Raw genomic sequence first — 17507 nt, 5'->3', positions numbered from 1 at the left:
GATTTTTTAAATGAATAATACAAAAAAACAATATTTCTGAGAATAAAGATGTTTCCAAAATGTCTTTGCCCTATGAAATAATGGATACGCCTTCGGAAAAGGAATATGATGACATCGCAAAACTGGCTTCCATCATCTGCGATACCCCCATATCCACAATTACCTTTTTTGATGAAAGCAGACAATTTTTTAAATCCCATTACGGACTGGAAATGTCGGAAGCACCTATAGAGGATTTTTTTTCTAGGCATGTCATTGACAATCCAGATGAGTTTATGATTATTCCTAATGCCCAAAAGGATGATAGGTTTAAGGATAAACCTTCTGTAGTTGATAATCCTAAAATTGTTTTTTACGCCGGATATCCGGTAAACAATGATAAAGGAGTTCCTTTTGCCACTTTTTCTATTATAGATCAAAAGATTAGAGAACTTACGGATACTCAGAAAGAGGCAATAAAATCTCTTGCCAATCAGGTTGAGCAACTTTTAGAACTGCGTAGGACCAAATTGGTGTTGGAAGCTAAAAACGCTTCAGTTGCTCAGGAAAAAATAATCTTGGATGCTATAATAGAAGGTACAGATGCAGGTACGTGGGAATGGGATATAGCAACGGATGAAGTATTTATCAACGCAAAATGGTTTCAGCTTTTAGGATATACTTCAAAGCCTTATGAGGTATTTACCATGCAAAATTGGAGAGAATTGGTTTTTCCAGATGACCTAATTCAATTTGAAGTGGGGTTAACTAATTGTTTGTCTGGAATTTCTGAAAAGTTTCACCTGAAATATAGGGTAAAGCATTTACAGGGCAATTGGATTTGGGTAGAAAATAGAGGAAAGGTTGTAGATAAGTCTAAAAACGGAAAGCCGTTAAAAATGTTTGGTATTCATTTGAATATCGATAAAGAAAGAATGCAAGAAAATCAATTCCTTGCTATTGCCGATAGTGTCCCAGGGGTAGTTTTTAGATCTGAAATGGCTAAAGACGGCACTGCTAATCTATCTTATGTTAGTAATGGGTTTTTAGATTTATGGGGAGTTTCTTCAGAAATAGCTATGGAAGATAATAACCGTATTTGGAGCTTAATTTTGGATGAAGACTTACCAAAAGTCCAGAAATCCATAGAACAGTCTGCCACCCATATGACTAATTGGGTTTCCGAGTGGCGTATTAAGCAAGCTAATGGTGCTGTCAAATGGCATAAAATGATAGAATCCCAATAAAAACCTAGATGGAGGTATTTATTGGGATTCTATCATTTTAGATATCACGGAAGAGAAACTAATATCCGAAAATTTAGCAAAGAGGAATGAGCTTATAGAGGCAATTTTAGAGAATTTACCTATTGGTATTGCAGTTAACGATATGGTAACAGGTGAAGCGAAAATAGTTAACCATAAATTTTCAGAGATATACGGATGGCCTTATGAAGAACTTTTAGATATCAATACTTTTTTTGAAAAAATCTATCCAGACAAAGCTTATAAGGAAGAAATAAAGAACAGGATAATATCGGATATCCAGAGCGATGATTTAGAACAGATGTCATGGAAGGGTATTATTGTTACTGGAAAAAATGGAGAGTAAAGGATTGTGGAGGCGAAAAATATTCTACTTTTTGGTCAAAACCTAATGATATCGGCAGTTCTTGACCATACGGATCATAAAGATTATGAAGAATCTTTAAAAGCACTAAACAATCAATTAACGGTCAAGGCGAAATTATTGGAGACATCCAATGCAGAATTAGAGCAGTTTGCCTCTGTGGCTTCACATGATCTTCAGGAACCGTTAAGAATGATTGCCAGTTTCCTTACTCTTCTTGAAAATAGATATTCGGATAGAATTGATGATAAGGGAAAGCAGTATATTAACTTGGCCTCAGATGGGGCTGTGAGGATGAGGGAGATTATATCGGAACTATTGAATTATTCAAGAGCGAGTAATATGTCCGAAAAGATAAAGGAACTGGATATAAAAGCCCTAGTTGAAGAGGTTACTATTTTACACAAAAAACAAATAGATGAGAGGGGAGCTCAAATAATTACTGATAATTTGCCAAATATAAATGGATTTAAATCCCCTATGCGCCAAATATTTTTAAATCTTATCAGTAATAGTGTTAAATATTGTGATAACGATAAAACGCCAAAAATAAATGTGACTTGTTTTTAAGAAAAGGATTTTTGGAAGTTTTCAGTTAAAGATAATGTCATAGGGATAGACACTGCGCATTTTGATAAGATTTTTATTATTTTCCAAAGACTCCATAACCGAGATGAATATTCTGGGACTGGTATGGGTTTGTCTATTAAAAAAAAATCGTAGAGACCTTGGGAGGGAAAATATGGGTAGATTCTAGTGAAGGAAAAGGAAGTGCTTTTACGTTTACTATTAAAAAAATTAAATTAATAAAAAATTTCATGTCATGACAATAGCCAATATTAGCCAATCTTTCATCTCATATTTCCATATACTCTCTAAATCCTTTGAATTTGTTCCTTTTAATTCTAAGACACCAAGGGCAAGATTATTTTGCAATATTGCCCTATCAGCTTTTCGTGTATTTTTTTTGGTTATTTGTTATGGTGACCAAATCATAATCAATCTGTTTATTAAGAAAATTATTCCCACCAATCAACTAGGAGAAATTAATTGTTGCAGAATGCCTAAATAACACTTATAAATTGTGGGTATCAGCATTTCTGTAAAATATTCTTTTACTTCAAAAACAATACTTGAGACTAAAATTTACGTAAAAAATTATTTTCTCACCAAGCACCAAGCAATCTTAAAATAACATAATTTCACCAACTTAAATTTTAAGTTATGTTCATTAGAATATTAAAAATAAGCATCATCCTTGTCCTTGTGATAGGGTTATCTTCAGGTTGTAAATCCACTATTCATTTGAGTGGGAAAAGTTCCGCCCCAGGACAGGTCAAAAAGGCAACTGGCAGCAAATCGGCCAAAGCCTATGCCCCTGGACAGCAGAAGAAAAAGAAAAATTAAAGAAAGGATCCTTTATTTTATGTTAACCGAATTAAGTTCACATCCAAAAAAATACAGGAATTAAAAAAGGTGGCCTGTTGCCGGACTACCTTTTCTTCTTTTAATAGTTCTACTTAGTAATTTATCTACGTCAATTATTGATAATAAACTACCAAGTTGTCGGAGTTAATTATCTCATATAAATAATTAGTTTTAATTACATGCATCATTAATATCACTTACGGTATTTCTGAAGTCAAAATAGTTAGAAACTATAGTAGCACCTCTTATGCTATACTCTAAATAATCACTTCCTACTAAAATTATAACACCTTGAAAACGATTAGCAAGAAATTGTGATTCAATTTCTTCTCCACTTAAGGGAATACCATCATCCGTTTGGCCTCTCACAAAAAACCTCTGAACAAATGGTATTCTCAAAGAATCTAATTTTTGAATCTATGAGCCTAGAATAATAATGTCTCAGATTAAAGAAGAATTTGTTTGTATTTTAGCTCAGTTCTTTGTTGCAATCAGTTATTTATTATCCTTTTTAAGAATGTAATAATTGTATATCTTATCGACACGATACTTGTTATTTTCTATTATGATTTTATCGTTTCCATCCATCCACGTATTGTTGCCAACATATACTTTTAAGGTGTCTATTTTTTCTTCTCCCATGACCTGTCGGGTAATTCCATTTTCTATAGACTTAATCTCTATGGCTTGTTTGCCATCTGAATCTTTGCCGCCTCTTGTTTGTCCAGTGTATATGCCTTGGATGGCGTTGGTGTCAATATCCAACGTAGCTTGTTCATATTCCTTTTTGTCCAGTAATTTCCAAGTAATTTCATAGCCAAAAAACCGCCCTGTTTTTTTTGGCCCTATTGTGTTTACTAAAGTTATGATGTATAAATCATCGTCAGGATAATATTGCACGAAAGAAGAAAATCCCGCGATGGCTCCTCCGTGAGAGATTTCTTTGTATCCGTAATTCGAGAAATTGACCAATCCTTTAGCATAACTTACAGGCGTACCGTCATTCAATTTGCTTGGACTAATCATTGATTGATACATTGGCTCGGAAAGCACTTTGCCATTATGTAATGCTCGCGTCCAAATGAGTAAATCTTCGTTGCTACTTACAAGCGAACCAGCAGAATAGGGTATGTAATAATTCAGATAATCCATTTGTTGAAGGCCGTTTGGGTCATAATTATAGCCATTCACTTTATTTTTTACTACTTTGGAATTGGAACCAAAAGAGGTGCTATGCATTCCTAAAGGGTCAAAAAAGGTCTCTTTTAAATAAGCTTCATAGGGCTGTCCGCTTACTTTTTCAATAATCAAACCTAGGAAAACAAAAGCGACATTGTTATAAATTAAGGCCTCTCCTGGCTCATGTAAAAATTCTTTTGGTTCCACCAATTGCACTGTAAGCTTATGAGGGAATTCATCGAAAGTCATCTGAGTGAACTCATCCTTACCAGTAGGAGATTGTGCAAGTCCAGAGGTATGGTCAAGTAATTGAGCAATGGTAATTTTCCGACCTTTAGTATCAAATTCGAGATATTTTGTAAAGTCATCATTTAATGAAAGCTTACCAGTTTCTACTAATTTTAAAATGGCAGCAGCTGTGAATTGTTTGGTTACAGAGCCAATATCAAAAATACCATTACTTGGAATTGGCGCAGCAAGTTCCAAGCTTGCATATCCATAAGATTTATTTAACAGCATTTTATCTTTTTGAAACACTAAAATTGAAGCCCCTGCAATTTGTGCACTATCAATGCTTGCTTGAAATAATGAATCGGCATAGACTTCTAAAGATGTTGCATTAGAATCTTGCTTCTCATTCTGACAACCTGTTGCTGCTAGTGCTAATGTCAAAATCAATAAAATTATTTGTTTCATATTCGGTTTTTTTTAATGAAGGCTAACAAAGCCTAAACTGCGTTTCAATGCAGTTTAGGCTTTGTTAGCAACGGTATTATTAGCTTATAAAATTTCCTTAGGGATAATTTTTCTCGTCCAAGTTTTTAAACGTTTGATCTTATTAACTTCCAAATCGGGATTATAGTCTAATGTTGTTTTCCAGGAGTTTTCAGGGCGGAATTCTTCTTCCATTCCAACTAAGACTCCTTTTGAAATTTTATAGGATTGAACAATAACGATACACTCCGTGTTCAAATTGGCACTTCTAGGATCAAGATTAAATGTTCCAATAACGGTTGTTTTTTTATCAATAACCATTGATTTTGCATGAAGTCCAAATATTGGTTTATGTTGCAACGTTTCTTGAAGTTCACCGGTCATTATTCTAGTTCGTTCTTCAGCATCTGGGCGAAATTCATATATGCTAACCCCTGTTCCTAATAATTTTTCTCTGTCACTTTGATAGCTGCTAAAAGCCTCAACATTGTCTGTTGACGCAAGACTATTAGTGAGTATTCTGATTTTCACTCCACTTTCTACGGCTTCTCTGAATAAATTTCGACTTAGCTCTGTTGTAATTAAATAGGGCGTCTGAATATCAATAGATGATTTGGCATGTTTAATCAGATCAATTAAGGCATTGGTTGAAACTCCACCTCCTCCCAAACCATTTTTGCCATCATTTTTGCCTGGCTTGTCTGAAATGAACTCAACATCATCCAACCAAACCAGATCACCAGAGTTCTTTATTGTATTGAATGCAGCTGGTAAATTCGCTATCCGTTCTCTTACTTGTGGCCAAAAATTATCTGGATTACAAGCGTATTCATGAAGGTTGTCGAATCTATTTATTGGATAGACTATATCAGAATCTTCTTTTATGATATCAGTTACATTTTTACTCAATGAGCTATTCCAAAATTCATTAAAGGATTTATTTACTTGTTTTGATCCCTTACCTAACAATAGAATATCCCTATCCCGAAAATTATATTCATGATCATAGTCAAAATATTCATCAGCAATATTCCGACCGCCAGTGATTACTATTTTACCATCCACAACGAAGGTTTTGTTATGCATCCGTTGATTGGCAGATCTAAAATCTGATGTGAATTTCTTGATTTTATTAAAAATGTTCTTACCTAAATTGACACCTGGGTTATATATTTTGACTGTAATATTTTCATGAGAATTAAACATTAATATATCTTGAATGTCGGCATCAACCATAATATCATCAACAATTATTCTTATTTGAACCCCTCGATCAGCAGCTCTTATCAAATAGTCACAAGCGATAAGTCCGACATTGTCTATTGAAAAAATGAAATATTGAATATCTATGGTCTTTTCGGCATATTCACTTAACCATGCCCTGGCCACCATCGAACCACTACCATCTTCCAGGACGTAAACGCCCGTCAGGGTATCCATTAGACCTTTTATATCTTCAAGTTCTTGGGAAAGGGATAACGTGTCATTCCTATGAATACTGGCGCAAAAATCTTTTTCTTGTTTTGTGTTATTGTTTGAATTACAAGAAGTCAATGCAATCAAACCAATCATATAGCAAGTGCTCAATTTCAGAATTGATTCGATGCGATTTTTCATATTTGATATTGTTGCTAACGGTTAGGCTATAATTCCGTTGTTGAGATTTGATATTAATCAAATCGAGCTGTGAATCGTGCCGGATTAAATGTACGAAAACTTTTGAATTGTAGTAAATAAGCTAAAAAATGTATTATAGGCCAGTTATCGTATGTGGTTTCGCCCAGGCCATAGTGAAGGCGTTATGATCACCTTAACTCCCTTAAACCTTTTATAAATTGCCTTTTATTAGTCGGGCTAGGGGGTGAGTGCGTTCTGCATGCGCAAACATTGGTAGGCAATTTAAAAAGGATTGGCTTTGCCCGAGCCTTGGTCTAATTATTTATTTAAGGTTCCCCCTCCGTACTGCTTGGATTATTTGCGCACCATTGGTGCTAACGGTTTGCACTATGAATAGTAGTCGATTGCTGGAAACCTATCTGTTTAGCAAAACCGAACATAGTGTGGGCTACAACATTTGAATTTACTGCCATCCGGCAATTATTTATGAGCGCGTGTTATGATAAGTCATTTTTAGAATTTTTTATTTTTTGACATGTGTTTCAGATATTCAATTATTAATTTAACATCATTATTACTTAAGTCGTGTATTGTTGGCATTTTACTATTGTATCTGTATTTATCTGGATTTAGAATAAAACTCTCAAGATGCTCAATTTTCCAATATTCCGTTACATTCATTGGAGTATTTAACTCTGGACCAACTACTCCTCCTACCTTATTTATCGGATGGCACTTTATGCATTGCTTTTTAAAAATTGAAAATCCTTTATGTACATTCTGTGTGCCATTTATGGGGTTTGCATCCTTATATTCTTCATTAATATCCACAATTTTTATTTGAATTATTCCATAAGGAAAGCTGAAATTATTTTCATCCTTATCAATACTCCAAACCAAATAACAAGGAGTAAATTTTTCATCAATCTCCTCATCCCATTGGAGTCTGGCATCTACATCTTTATTAACAAGATACCCTTTTTCAGTCAATAATTGATAAAATGGAACCCTAGCAGAATAACCGTCTTTACATAAAAAAATAACCTCTTTATTTGTGGTATCTATTTTGTGATTCGTAATTAATTTTGAAAATAAATACTTCGTTGATACTCCTTTATATCGTTTATTTGCCTTCTTTGTGACCCAATCGAGCTTTATCTGGATTGTATCAAGTTTTTCTTTGTTTAGAAGTGAGTCAATATCAAAAATTAGTTTAGTCTCGTTAACTTGATTGCTTCCTGATTTGGAGATACTTTCTGAATTGTTGCTGGGCGAACAACTCATAAAAAAACACACGATCATAATTAGTATTGAATTAATTTTACTCATATGAAATCCGGGTTTTGATTTTGCATAACAATTATGTATATAACATATGTTCTATACATTTCAAATATAGAATATATATAACATATGTTATATATATCTTTTATAAAGAAGTTGTTTCACCATTTATGCTTCGGGAGATAAACACTTTTGATTGTTTTTTAGCCCTGGGCTAAATTCTAGGAGTAGTTTTAATCTATTATATGTTGAATAGGGGATTGATCAGTACTTCCAAAATTCAGTAATCAAAAAATCAATTCCTAGCTAAAGGAAATAGGGGGGATTGTAGGTATTAACAAATCTATAAGTCACCATAGCTAGAAAGACATTTGCGTCCACTATGTTGCTTTACAATGATGTTCCTATGGAGATTGTTAGTGAACTTTTGGGACATTGCAGTATAAAGATTACACAAGATTACTATGGGAAGATTTTACAGAAAAGAGTTAGTGAGGAGATGGAAAGGATTTCTAGAAAACTTAGGTAACGGTAAGTATATGAAAAGTAGGGGATTTGGAAGCACCAAACTTTCGGTTAAGCACAAACTTTGATACAAGCCCAAAGCCTTGGATTTAGAACTATTTCACCAATTTTTTATCCTTTTCCATACCCAAGGAAGTTCACAATTAATTGATCTCCAATAAAAATTAAAACTATTATAACTAGAACTATTGAATATTTAAGGGTTTTTTCCTTGGATGATGTCTTAAGCTGTACTTCAGTACTAACCAGTTCTATCAAAATATCACTCATTTTTTCCTTATTGATTACAACGATTATAAGTAGCATTAAAAGATATAATGTTGCACCTGCTAATGCTCCATATTCGTCAAGGAAAAAAATATCGAATACAATTACGTTTACCATTATTGGGATTAATATAAGGGTTCCGACTAGTTTGGTTTTATTAAAGAGTAGTAAAAAAGCCCCAATAATTTCAGCTAGAGCAATGAATAGAATATATCCATATGAACGACCCATGAAAACCCAAGCCAATTCAAAGTCTGGCACTAGTCCGATCGGCATTTGAGCTATTTCATCTGGTATTCTTGCCGCTGTGTAAAATTGACCTCCAATAACCTTTCCTATCCCATAAACAGTTAAGAAAAAGAATACATAAAGACGACAAGTAATTTCAAGAATTTCTTTAAAATCAAATCTCTTCATAATTAGTTTAATTGATTACAACGTTTGGTATATAGCGCGTTTCAATGCGCTATATATGTTGTTGTGTGCAGTTTTTAGCAGCATTAATAGCCAGCTAGTTTTATTATTTCATTTGGCATAAGCTCACTTAATTCTAAAATAGTTTTTCCAGAATTAATCATAGCTTTTCTTGCCAAAAAATTTCCAGTTCGATAGCCTATATAGGTCCTGCCATCAGGGTGTTCTCCCATTACCCAATCTGAGTAACTTGCATCGAGTGGAAGGGCTAAAATCTCTTTTACCCAATTATCGGCCTCATCTGTATAGGCTTCTGCCTCATTTTTGCTTCCTGTATATATTTCTGTAAATGCAACAGCTAATCCTTCATTAACCATTGCATTGGGGATTCCATAACTAAATTTGTTGTCCTGTATTGCCCAGCCGCGGGATAAGTGATGGAATTCGTGAAAAATGGTAGACTTGATACCTTGATATGCCGAATCAATTACTCCTCCCTTGTAATTGTGTGATATTTGAACGAGAACCAGAGGTGGAGAATTAGTCTCTGCCCTTCCAGTTACTCCGCTAACAAAATCAAGATTCCAATCCACAGCCTCAACAATCACTTTTATACTATCCGGAAGTTTTGGTAGAAGTTTTCGAACTTCCTCTTCTGAATTGCTTATCACCTCAAGGATGAAAACTTTTTGCGATTCCGTAAATTTGAGAGAGTCTTCTTGAAAGACAACATCCACGTTTACTATTGACGATTTCTTCGAATTAGAATTACAGGAAATAATACATAATACTGGAATAATTAAAACAAGACTTCTAAGTATATTCATTTTATATTTTTACAGGAAGACGACACATAAGATTTAATGTTACGACAAAGACTAGTTGTTCTCAAATTGTACACAACGGTTTGGTTATGGTTCGTTGTTGATATTTGATGTTAATCAAATCGAGCTTGGGATCATGCCGTTCTAATGTACGAAAACTTTTGAACTTTAGTAAATATGCTAAACAATGGATTATAGGCCTTGTTGTAAAACGTTTTTTATTCTTTATTTTTGATCAATTCCCCACCAAAATATAACATACTTATGCTTATTAACAGACAAGGAAATAAGCCAGAAACGAATCCAATCGAAAAACCGTGTAATATCATAACTAGAACAAAATAGACAATATAGCCAAACCCGAATTTTAACAAACGCTCCATTCTGTGCATTGTTTTTGTAAGTGTCACAATGAAAAATGGTAGTAAGATGCTCAATAAAAATCCAGCGAATTTACTATTCAAATTTGCCTCAGAATCTAATGTCATAAATCCAATTACTCCTAGGAGAAGGATATTGATTATAACAAGGAAAAGGCCATTGACGATTTTCATACCGAGCTTAAAATCCTTTTGCGAATTATTTCCAGGCATTAATTCACTCACGTCCAAATGTAAAACATCGCAAATGAGATTTAAAGTTTTACTTCTTGGTTCACTTTCGTCATTTTCAATTCTTTGAATAGTCCTTAGATTGATATTAGATCGATCAGCAAGCTCTTCTTGAGTTAGACCTTTAATTTTACGGGCTTCGCTAATTTTTTTTGCTATTAAATTCATTTGTTTTGTGCTTTAAATCCATGCTAAAATATGTATTTAGAAATTTAAATTCAGCGACTTTAGTAAGATTTTTAAACGACATTTTAATTGTCATTGAATGTCGTAAAGATTTGGTAAATGTTTTACAACGCTTAGTATAAGCGGGTGTTTTAATGCCGTTTATACATTGTTATAGGCTTGATACTTTGACATTTATTCTAGCATGTTTAAATATGTCTTATTTTCTGAATCATTTAAATCTACTTGCCATTGTTTCCAACGGCTCGTATATGTAATGTAGCAGTTTGATAATAGAAATCTTTTATTTATTTCTGGAATGTATTAAAAAAGCACAAGCTTTAATAACTTGTGCTTAATAAGCTATGGCTTGTATGCGTTGTTGTACATAGGCTTTTAATGTGCTGTCTTTACTCGGTCTCTCCAATGACTACATTTGTCAATTCAATGATTCCAGTTCTGTCATAATATAATAATGCATGGCTAATTTTTTTATTCTCATCAAACATGAAGACGATATGCTGTCTAACAGAGGTCGATTTATCCTGAAGAGAAATTGTTAAATCAGTATAGGCAAGTACACCTGTACCTACCAATTTATAGTAATTTGATGCTGTGTTTATTTTAATAGGTAAAAATGTATTATTTGTAAATGATATTTGCCCACCAGTGGTCTCTTTCCAGTTTTTCCACCACGTTATAAGTTCTTCTTTACCCTTAATAGTATTACGAGTTTCGGAGTTTCCATCTGGCCAATACCACTCTACATCATCAGCTAAATATTCTTTCCATGTTTCTAAATCGAATTCTGACAATAGTTCAAGAGTTTTCTGAGCAAGATCAGCGTATTCTTGAGAGGCTGCCTCTAGCATTGGGATTTCTTGTTCAGCCATCACAGAATCTTCTTTTTTGTTTTCGTTACAACTTATAAAAAGCAGAGCGCAAAATATAAATCCAGTCTTTAAGAAAATGTTGTTTAGTGTTCCCATGTTGTTGTTGTTTAGTTAGTTATGAATATCTTATAGCTAATATATAAAATATAATTTATATTCTGTCTTTTCTAGCTTGTGTACAACAATTGGATAGCATCATTGATGATATCCTACTTATATAGACTAAAAATAGCCATTCTAAGAACAAAGGCTACCTATTAAAACCTCTGAATTTCGGAGGTTTTCCTGATTTGTCCAAAATATCTAGAATTTCACTCCTTTTATAATACACCCTATTCCCTATCCCATAAGGTTGACAGTGATATTTTAAGGTATTCTGGATGAGCCGGTCGAAGTATACAAGGTGCGCCGGATTAAAGTGAGCATAGTAATAATTATTGTAAACCCTTTTATAACATAGTCTGAAATGATTTTTTAAGTGGCTCAAAAAATTCCGTTTTCAGTGGTTCACTTTGATCGTTTTTTGCAGCAAGCACAATAAGGCCTGTAAAGCGGTTTATGAGCGAATCGTTACCAAAGGGAAGAGTATTGCTGTAGCTAACAAGCTTCTTAAACAGTGTTTTGCTATTGCAAAAACAGGAAGGCCATACGATGACACCTACGTTTCGATATTGCCAAGATAAATAGAGTATAAATACAATAAAAAAGCTCTAAGAATAAAGTTTATGAATCTATAAGCCTAGAATTATAATGTCTGAAATTAAGGAAGAATTTACTTGTTTTTTATCTCAGTTCTTTGTAATAGCCAGTTATTCTAGTATTTTTTCTTTGCTTGCTCCAAGCCATTGCTCAATAAAAGAATCAAAAGTAAAAATTAAAACGATAACTAGTAGTGTAATGCCAAAAGTGATAAGTCTTCTTTTTATTAGAACTTTAGATTTTATTGGAAAGTTAGTAAGCCCTTGGATTACCTCTATAATCTTTTCTTTATTGAAAAATAGAATTAACAATAACATTAAAAAAACAATAATAGCATTTACTAATGCAGGATAGACATCCAGAAAAATGATGTCAAATATTATTATGTTTATCATTATTGGAATTAATATCAGTACTCCTAGTAACTTTTTTTTATTCCATAAGAGAAACCAAGCACCAATGAGTTGGGTAATGCCTACAAATAGTATATAAGAGTAGGAGTGTCCCATAAATGTCCAAGCCAACGAAAAACTACTTGCTTCTTCTAAAGTTGTGCTAGCAACTTCAATAGGTAATTTCCCTTTCATATAAAATTGTCCGCCGAATATTTTTGATAACGCATAAATATTGACAATTATAAAGACACACTGTCTAAAGACAAGCTCAAATATTTGTTTCAAATCTACTTTTTTCATTTGTAAAACTATTTTCTAATTGGCTACAACGTTACGTATAAGAATAGTGCGGTTTTGAGTAGGAGGATTTTCCGAAGAAAAATCAGAAGCTAACAAAGCCTCACGAAATTTTGATTAAGCAACTAATTTAGCATTATTTTTATACATTGTTAGGGTTAGTTTTTTATCCATTCAATTGCATTTTCGGACATCTTTTTATAGTCGTGACCTACATTTTTTAGGGTGTCTATTGTCCAGTTAAATTCCCAATTGTTTTTGTTTTTTAATTTCTTATTTGCTTTATAAAAATTAGCACCGCGTTCTAATCTATACGCTCCTTGTTCCATTGCTAGATCAGTCGTTCTGAAAGTTCCCAAACTTGGGTCATTATCTAACTCTCCCAATAAAATAATCAATTTTTTTTATAAGCTTTTTTTAAGACGGGTTTTAAATCTATTTCTGTGTTTTTGAAACCATAAGGAAAGTCAAGGTACTCGTTAGGTAAACTATAAAAGCCTGAATTGGCTGAAATAGCTGTTCCAATTCTCGATTCTGGCATTAATAGTGTCATTCTATGAACAAATTGCCCGCCTGCAGAATGCCGTAGTTTTCATTTGAAATATTATTGACCGATTTAATGTGGTCGAATATGTTTTCGACAACCCTGTACGCCCATTCTTCCTTTGGGTTTTTTGTTCCAAAAAACGTAAATAAATTTCCTTCTTGATAGTCGTTGGTTATATATTTTACGAATTTGTTTTTAAATTCAGGGGTAACTATGAGCACAATATTTTTTTGAGCTATTTATGCCCAAGCATTTAGATAATCCTCGGCATTTCTGCCTCCACCGTGCATAACAAAGACAATTTTATTTCCAGTTTCCATTCTTGCGGCTTGTAAGTCCAAACCTTAATAAATTTTCTCTCACTCTCCTTGTATACGTACATTACAAAAGAATCTTTTTCGTTTTTTAGAGGAATTGTGTCCGTAATTTTTGGTCCTTTTGGAAGTATGTAAAGATAAATATAACCTGAAATTGTAAGAAGCAGAATTATTGAGAAAGTGTAGAGTATTGTTTTTTTAAAATTCCAATTGTTTTGTTAATTAGGTTTGGTTAATTTGTAATTTCAAATCTAAACTTCTTTGCTCACTTTGTTAATCTTTTCTTACTGAACTGTGATTTTTCAAAGATGAATTGTTTTCTAAATTAGCCCTAATGACATTTGTATTAGTATTAGCGCATTAATTTGTACTACTATTAAAAATAGCAAGATCCTCTAATAAAATGAAAGCGGGTTGAGATTGTTTCCCACTGCTTTCATTTTGTTGGCGTGTCGTTTTTTTATTTTTTCTCCAGTTTAGTTCTATCCCATTCAGAAATTTTGGTTGCAGCTTCATAGGTTGTTCGTAAAAAATCGTGCAATGTTTTTTCTGGATTTTCTGAGTTTTGTACATCTTCATATTTTAAGAAAAACTCTCCCATTTCCGGACTATAGAAAGCCTCTTTTGGTAAGACTTTCTGCTCTCCAAAACTTGCATCACTAGGGTATGCATAGGCATAAAAAACCGGCATGGGAGAATCTTTGGATCCAGGCCAAAAACCGGCACTGCTTACTTCTTGCGAATAGGCTTCCTGCATCACTTCCAATGACATATTGGGGATTCCGCCTTGATGAAGCGGGGCTGGATTTCCTGAGAATCGGGTAACCGCCAAGTCAAATGCGCCCCAGAACAGATGGACCGGACTTGCTTTACCAATAAAATCACTTCTGAATTCGTTAAAAACCGCATTAGTTTTTAACATGGCCTGCCAAAGCGCATTCGCTGCATTTGGATCGTATGATTTGTTAACTGTGTTTTCAGAGAATGGAATTGCAGGATCCATTTCATTTGGAGTGGAGTGAATTTTTACTTCAATCCCAAGACCGGACAACTTTTCAAACAGCTCGTTATAAAAGCTAGCTACAGTTTTTGGTTTTAAGTCTATCGTAATTGTTTCTGCATTTGAACATTGTAGAAGAAGCTTATGTTTTTTGAAGTTAAAATCTATTTGGAAGATTTGTCCTTGGTATGGAATTCCGTGGGTTGAATAGCCACTTGGTGTTACGTAGAGTGCGGTGTGCCAAGAATGATTTTGCCATGGCATTGTCTTTAGACGTATTTTCCCAACGATTTGAATCCACTGGTGAAGTGTTTCAATGGTGTCTTGCATTTCTGCAAAATTCAAAACTGGCCAATTTTGTTCATTTTTCATTTTCCTTATTTAATTAATGTTCGTTAAGATACATAGTTTACAAAAGTTATAGATTAGCCTTTACACTAAATTAGTTTCTAACCTCACTGATTGTTCTTTAGTTCTTAATTCATTTTCATTAAAGTATCCTAAAAATACATTTCTATAAAATACTCTCCAAATACCATTTCCCATTTCTAAAGCACCAATATATTTTCCTTGTAATGATGCTGATAAATAAACTCAATTATATGATCCCCATCGTACAGATCCATTTTTAGTTACTTTCAACACTCTCATTTCTGGGTCATAATCAAAGTTAGGTATTTTTTCAGGATATAGTCTTGCATTGAAGTCATGCACAGAAGCAGGTGTTTCCATTCCCAGAGCTTCATGTGGTCTTATGTGGTTATACTCCTTTACAAAGTGATTCAGACGTCTTTGTTGCGCCTTTAGATCAAAGGCTGAAGGTTTGGCACAAGCTGCCTTCAGATCGCGGTGCATTCGTTCATGCCTTCCGTTTTGTTCCGGATGGGCAGGATCAGAGAATACCGGCATAATCCCCAGTTCGATAAACCAATATGACAACCTGGTAAATCGTTGTGTTGCAGCTACAGATCCAAAAGGACTTCCATTATCTGTGTGGATTTGGTTAGGGATACCATATATTCTAAAAACCCTTTTGAACTCTGCTTTTGCTGAGGCCAGATTTTCTTTATAATGACCTTTTGCTGTAAATACAAATCGACTTTTAGAATCAGCTATTGTTAATGGATGACAGTATATCTTATTGCCCATCAAGAACTTTCCTTTGTAGTCTGCACTCCATACTTCATTGCACACTTTTGGGTCAAATATGGGATGAATCGGTTTTACTCTTCTTAATCGTTTTTGGGGACTTACCAATCCATATTTTTTTTGCACCCCACAACTTATACTTTTCTTTCAAATTGAGAATGCTCTCTACTACTTTTTCATTGGTTGCATTAGGATGCGATCCTCTCGGTTTTCTTGATAATTCTCGAAGACCTTCATAACCTTCTTTCTCAAATCGGGCTATTATTTTGTAAGCAGTAGGGCGTGATATGTTAAACCCTTTACAAAGTTCCGTGATGGTATGGCTTCCCGTTCGCCATTCACAGATAAATTCAATTTTTTGTTCCATAATCGTTGTGTCTTTCCAAGGCATAGCAATCTGAATTTGGTTCAAATTGCAAGTTAAAAAGTGTAAACGATGTATCTATAACTTTGTAAAGGATGTTTGTATAATGTACCTAATGCACGCCAACGGTTAGTATATGAAGCGTGGCATCCCGCAGGGTGCTATGATTTCATATACAGTGTTATGCGTTCGTTCATACTTGAACATACTATTAGGCTTTATCCAACATTTTACGTCCAATTTTTAAAACTAAGGCTCTTGGTGCAAATCTACTAGAATTAGACATTATAGTATTCATAATTCCGTGTATTGCTACTGTTTTTCCTTTTATCATTGAAGAATAACCATATTCAGCAACCACCTTAGCCGATGGCAATTTTTTACCTTTGAAAAGGTTGCTTTCGTCCATCGCTGCAGCAGCTTGGAATCCTGTTTCAGTCGGACCTGGACAAAGAGAAGTTATAGTAATTCCTTTGTCGCTTACTTCATTACTAACTGCCTCAGAAAAACTTAACACAAAAGCTTTGGTTGCACAATATACTGCCGCTGTTGGCCCAGGTTGAAACGCAGCCGTAGAAGCTACATTCATTATCTTGCCGCTTCTTCGTTTAAGCATATCTTGTAGATATAATTTTGTGAAATGTGTCAGAGTAGTAATATTCAAATTAATCATTTGCAGCTCTTTGCTCCAGTCTGTTTCTGTAAACATTCCAAAATCGCCAAAACCTGCATTGTTTATTAGATAGACAACTTCAATATTTTGTCTGTTTGTCTCATCATATATTTCTTGTGCCGCGTTTGTTTCAGAAAGGTCTTTACCTATGGTATAAACAGAAACCTTAAATTGAGTTTCTAACTCTGTTTTAAGTTCATCTAATTTAGATTTGTTTCTTGCTATCAAAACTAAATCACCTCCTTTTGAGGCGTGAATTTTAGCCAATTCTAATCCAATTCCGTTTGATGCCCCTGTTATCAATGCTGTATTTTTCATTTTCTATTTATTAGTTTCAGTTGTCTTTTTTTTAGAATGAAGCACAACGGTTAGTATATGAAAAGTAGGCGCTTAAGAAGCACCAAACTTTCGGTTAAGCACAAAGTTTGATACGAGCCAAAAGCCTTGATTTTAATACTGTTTTGCCTATTTTTTATATACATCTTAAGTTTGATTCTCTTTAAATTGATAGTATAATCAGAAAGAACAAAAGAGAGA

At 33.9% G+C, this 17507-nt stretch carries 18 protein-coding genes and 2 pseudogenes; 6 read left to right on the top strand and 14 right to left on the bottom strand.

The window, feature by feature from the left end:
- The first annotated feature begins 59 nt into the window (after positions 1–59).
- The 5 genes and pseudogenes from ABXZ36_RS09310 to ABXZ36_RS09290 all read left to right on the top strand — a co-directional run bounded on the left by ABXZ36_RS09310 (position 60) and on the right by ABXZ36_RS09290 (position 3015).
- Positions 60–1226 (top strand): PAS domain-containing protein, encoded by a 1167-nt coding sequence (locus tag ABXZ36_RS09310; RefSeq protein WP_354615244.1) that lies wholly within the window; start codon positions 60–62, stop codon positions 1224–1226.
- A gap of 16 nt (positions 1227–1242) precedes the next feature.
- Positions 1243–1590 (top strand): PAS domain-containing protein, encoded by a 348-nt coding sequence (locus ABXZ36_RS15810; protein WP_435602396.1) that lies wholly within the window; start codon positions 1243–1245, stop codon positions 1588–1590.
- Between the two features lie 45 nt (positions 1591–1635).
- Entirely contained in the window at positions 1636–2178 is a 543-nt protein-coding gene (locus ABXZ36_RS09300) for a sensor histidine kinase (RefSeq protein ID WP_354615242.1), read from the top strand.
- Positions 2179–2196: 18 nt separating this feature from the next.
- Positions 2197–2331: pseudogene (locus ABXZ36_RS09295) on the top strand (ATP-binding protein); the annotation flags it as partial.
- A 501-nt stretch (positions 2332–2832) separates the two neighbouring features.
- Entirely contained in the window at positions 2833–3015 is a 183-nt protein-coding gene (locus tag ABXZ36_RS09290) for a hypothetical protein (protein WP_354615241.1), read from the top strand.
- A gap of 192 nt (positions 3016–3207) precedes the next feature.
- Here the strand turns inward: ABXZ36_RS09290 and ABXZ36_RS09285 are convergent, their stop codons facing one another.
- The 8 genes from ABXZ36_RS09285 to ABXZ36_RS09250 form a co-directional block, all read right to left on the bottom strand.
- A complete protein-coding gene (locus tag ABXZ36_RS09285; RefSeq protein ID WP_354615240.1) occupies positions 3208–3435 on the bottom strand; it encodes a hypothetical protein in 228 nt (75 codons plus the stop codon).
- A gap of 96 nt (positions 3436–3531) precedes the next feature.
- On the bottom strand, positions 3532–4911 hold the full coding sequence (locus ABXZ36_RS09280; protein ID WP_354615239.1) for a serine hydrolase domain-containing protein: 1380 nt from the start codon (positions 4909–4911) through the stop codon (positions 3532–3534).
- A gap of 84 nt (positions 4912–4995) precedes the next feature.
- A complete protein-coding gene (locus tag ABXZ36_RS09275; protein ID WP_354615238.1) occupies positions 4996–6546 on the bottom strand; it encodes a phospholipase D family protein in 1551 nt (516 codons plus the stop codon).
- 513 nt (positions 6547–7059) lie between these two features.
- Positions 7060–7875, bottom strand: a complete 816-nt coding sequence (locus ABXZ36_RS09270) for a c-type cytochrome (RefSeq protein WP_354615237.1) — start codon at positions 7873–7875, stop codon at positions 7060–7062.
- A gap of 591 nt (positions 7876–8466) precedes the next feature.
- Positions 8467–9039 (bottom strand): hypothetical protein, encoded by a 573-nt coding sequence (locus tag ABXZ36_RS09265; protein WP_354615236.1) that lies wholly within the window; start codon positions 9037–9039, stop codon positions 8467–8469.
- Positions 9040–9122: 83 nt separating this feature from the next.
- Complete coding sequence (locus ABXZ36_RS09260; RefSeq protein WP_354615235.1) at positions 9123–9863, bottom strand: DUF2268 domain-containing putative Zn-dependent protease; 741 nt, start codon at positions 9861–9863, stop codon at positions 9123–9125.
- A gap of 215 nt (positions 9864–10078) precedes the next feature.
- Entirely contained in the window at positions 10079–10639 is a 561-nt protein-coding gene (locus ABXZ36_RS09255) for a helix-turn-helix domain-containing protein (RefSeq protein ID WP_354615234.1), read from the bottom strand.
- Positions 10640–11046: 407 nt separating this feature from the next.
- The gene (locus tag ABXZ36_RS09250) at positions 11047–11625 is read right to left on the bottom strand and encodes a nuclear transport factor 2 family protein (RefSeq protein WP_354615233.1); all 579 of its coding nucleotides are present in this window, start codon (positions 11623–11625) and stop codon (positions 11047–11049) included.
- 416 nt (positions 11626–12041) lie between these two features.
- Between ABXZ36_RS09250 and ABXZ36_RS09245 the strand changes: the two are divergent.
- Positions 12042–12212, top strand: a pseudogene (locus tag ABXZ36_RS09245) (IS110 family transposase); the annotation flags it as partial.
- A 126-nt stretch (positions 12213–12338) separates the two neighbouring features.
- On the opposite strand, the gene ABXZ36_RS09240 reads toward ABXZ36_RS09245, so the two are convergent.
- The 6 genes from ABXZ36_RS09240 to ABXZ36_RS09215 form a co-directional block, all read right to left on the bottom strand.
- A complete protein-coding gene (locus tag ABXZ36_RS09240; RefSeq protein ID WP_354615232.1) occupies positions 12339–12923 on the bottom strand; it encodes a hypothetical protein in 585 nt (194 codons plus the stop codon).
- Positions 12924–13078: 155 nt separating this feature from the next.
- Entirely contained in the window at positions 13079–13318 is a 240-nt protein-coding gene (locus tag ABXZ36_RS09235) for a hypothetical protein (protein WP_354615231.1), read from the bottom strand.
- A 926-nt stretch (positions 13319–14244) separates the two neighbouring features.
- On the bottom strand, positions 14245–15156 hold the full coding sequence (locus tag ABXZ36_RS09230) for a DUF5996 family protein (RefSeq protein WP_354615230.1): 912 nt from the start codon (positions 15154–15156) through the stop codon (positions 14245–14247).
- A gap of 222 nt (positions 15157–15378) precedes the next feature.
- Entirely contained in the window at positions 15379–15978 is a 600-nt protein-coding gene (locus ABXZ36_RS09225; RefSeq protein WP_354615582.1) for an integrase core domain-containing protein, read from the bottom strand.
- A gap of 7 nt (positions 15979–15985) precedes the next feature.
- Positions 15986–16324 (bottom strand): helix-turn-helix domain-containing protein, encoded by a 339-nt coding sequence (locus ABXZ36_RS09220; protein WP_354615229.1) that lies wholly within the window; start codon positions 16322–16324, stop codon positions 15986–15988.
- A 184-nt stretch (positions 16325–16508) separates the two neighbouring features.
- A complete protein-coding gene (locus ABXZ36_RS09215) occupies positions 16509–17288 on the bottom strand; it encodes an SDR family NAD(P)-dependent oxidoreductase (protein ID WP_354615228.1) in 780 nt (259 codons plus the stop codon).
- Positions 17289–17507: the final 219 nt, after the last annotated feature.

This window comes from Sediminicola arcticus (genome assembly GCF_040566695.1).
Taxonomy (GTDB): domain Bacteria; phylum Bacteroidota; class Bacteroidia; order Flavobacteriales; family Flavobacteriaceae; genus Sediminicola; species Sediminicola arcticus.
This window is presented reverse-complemented; position numbering and strand designations above follow the sequence as displayed.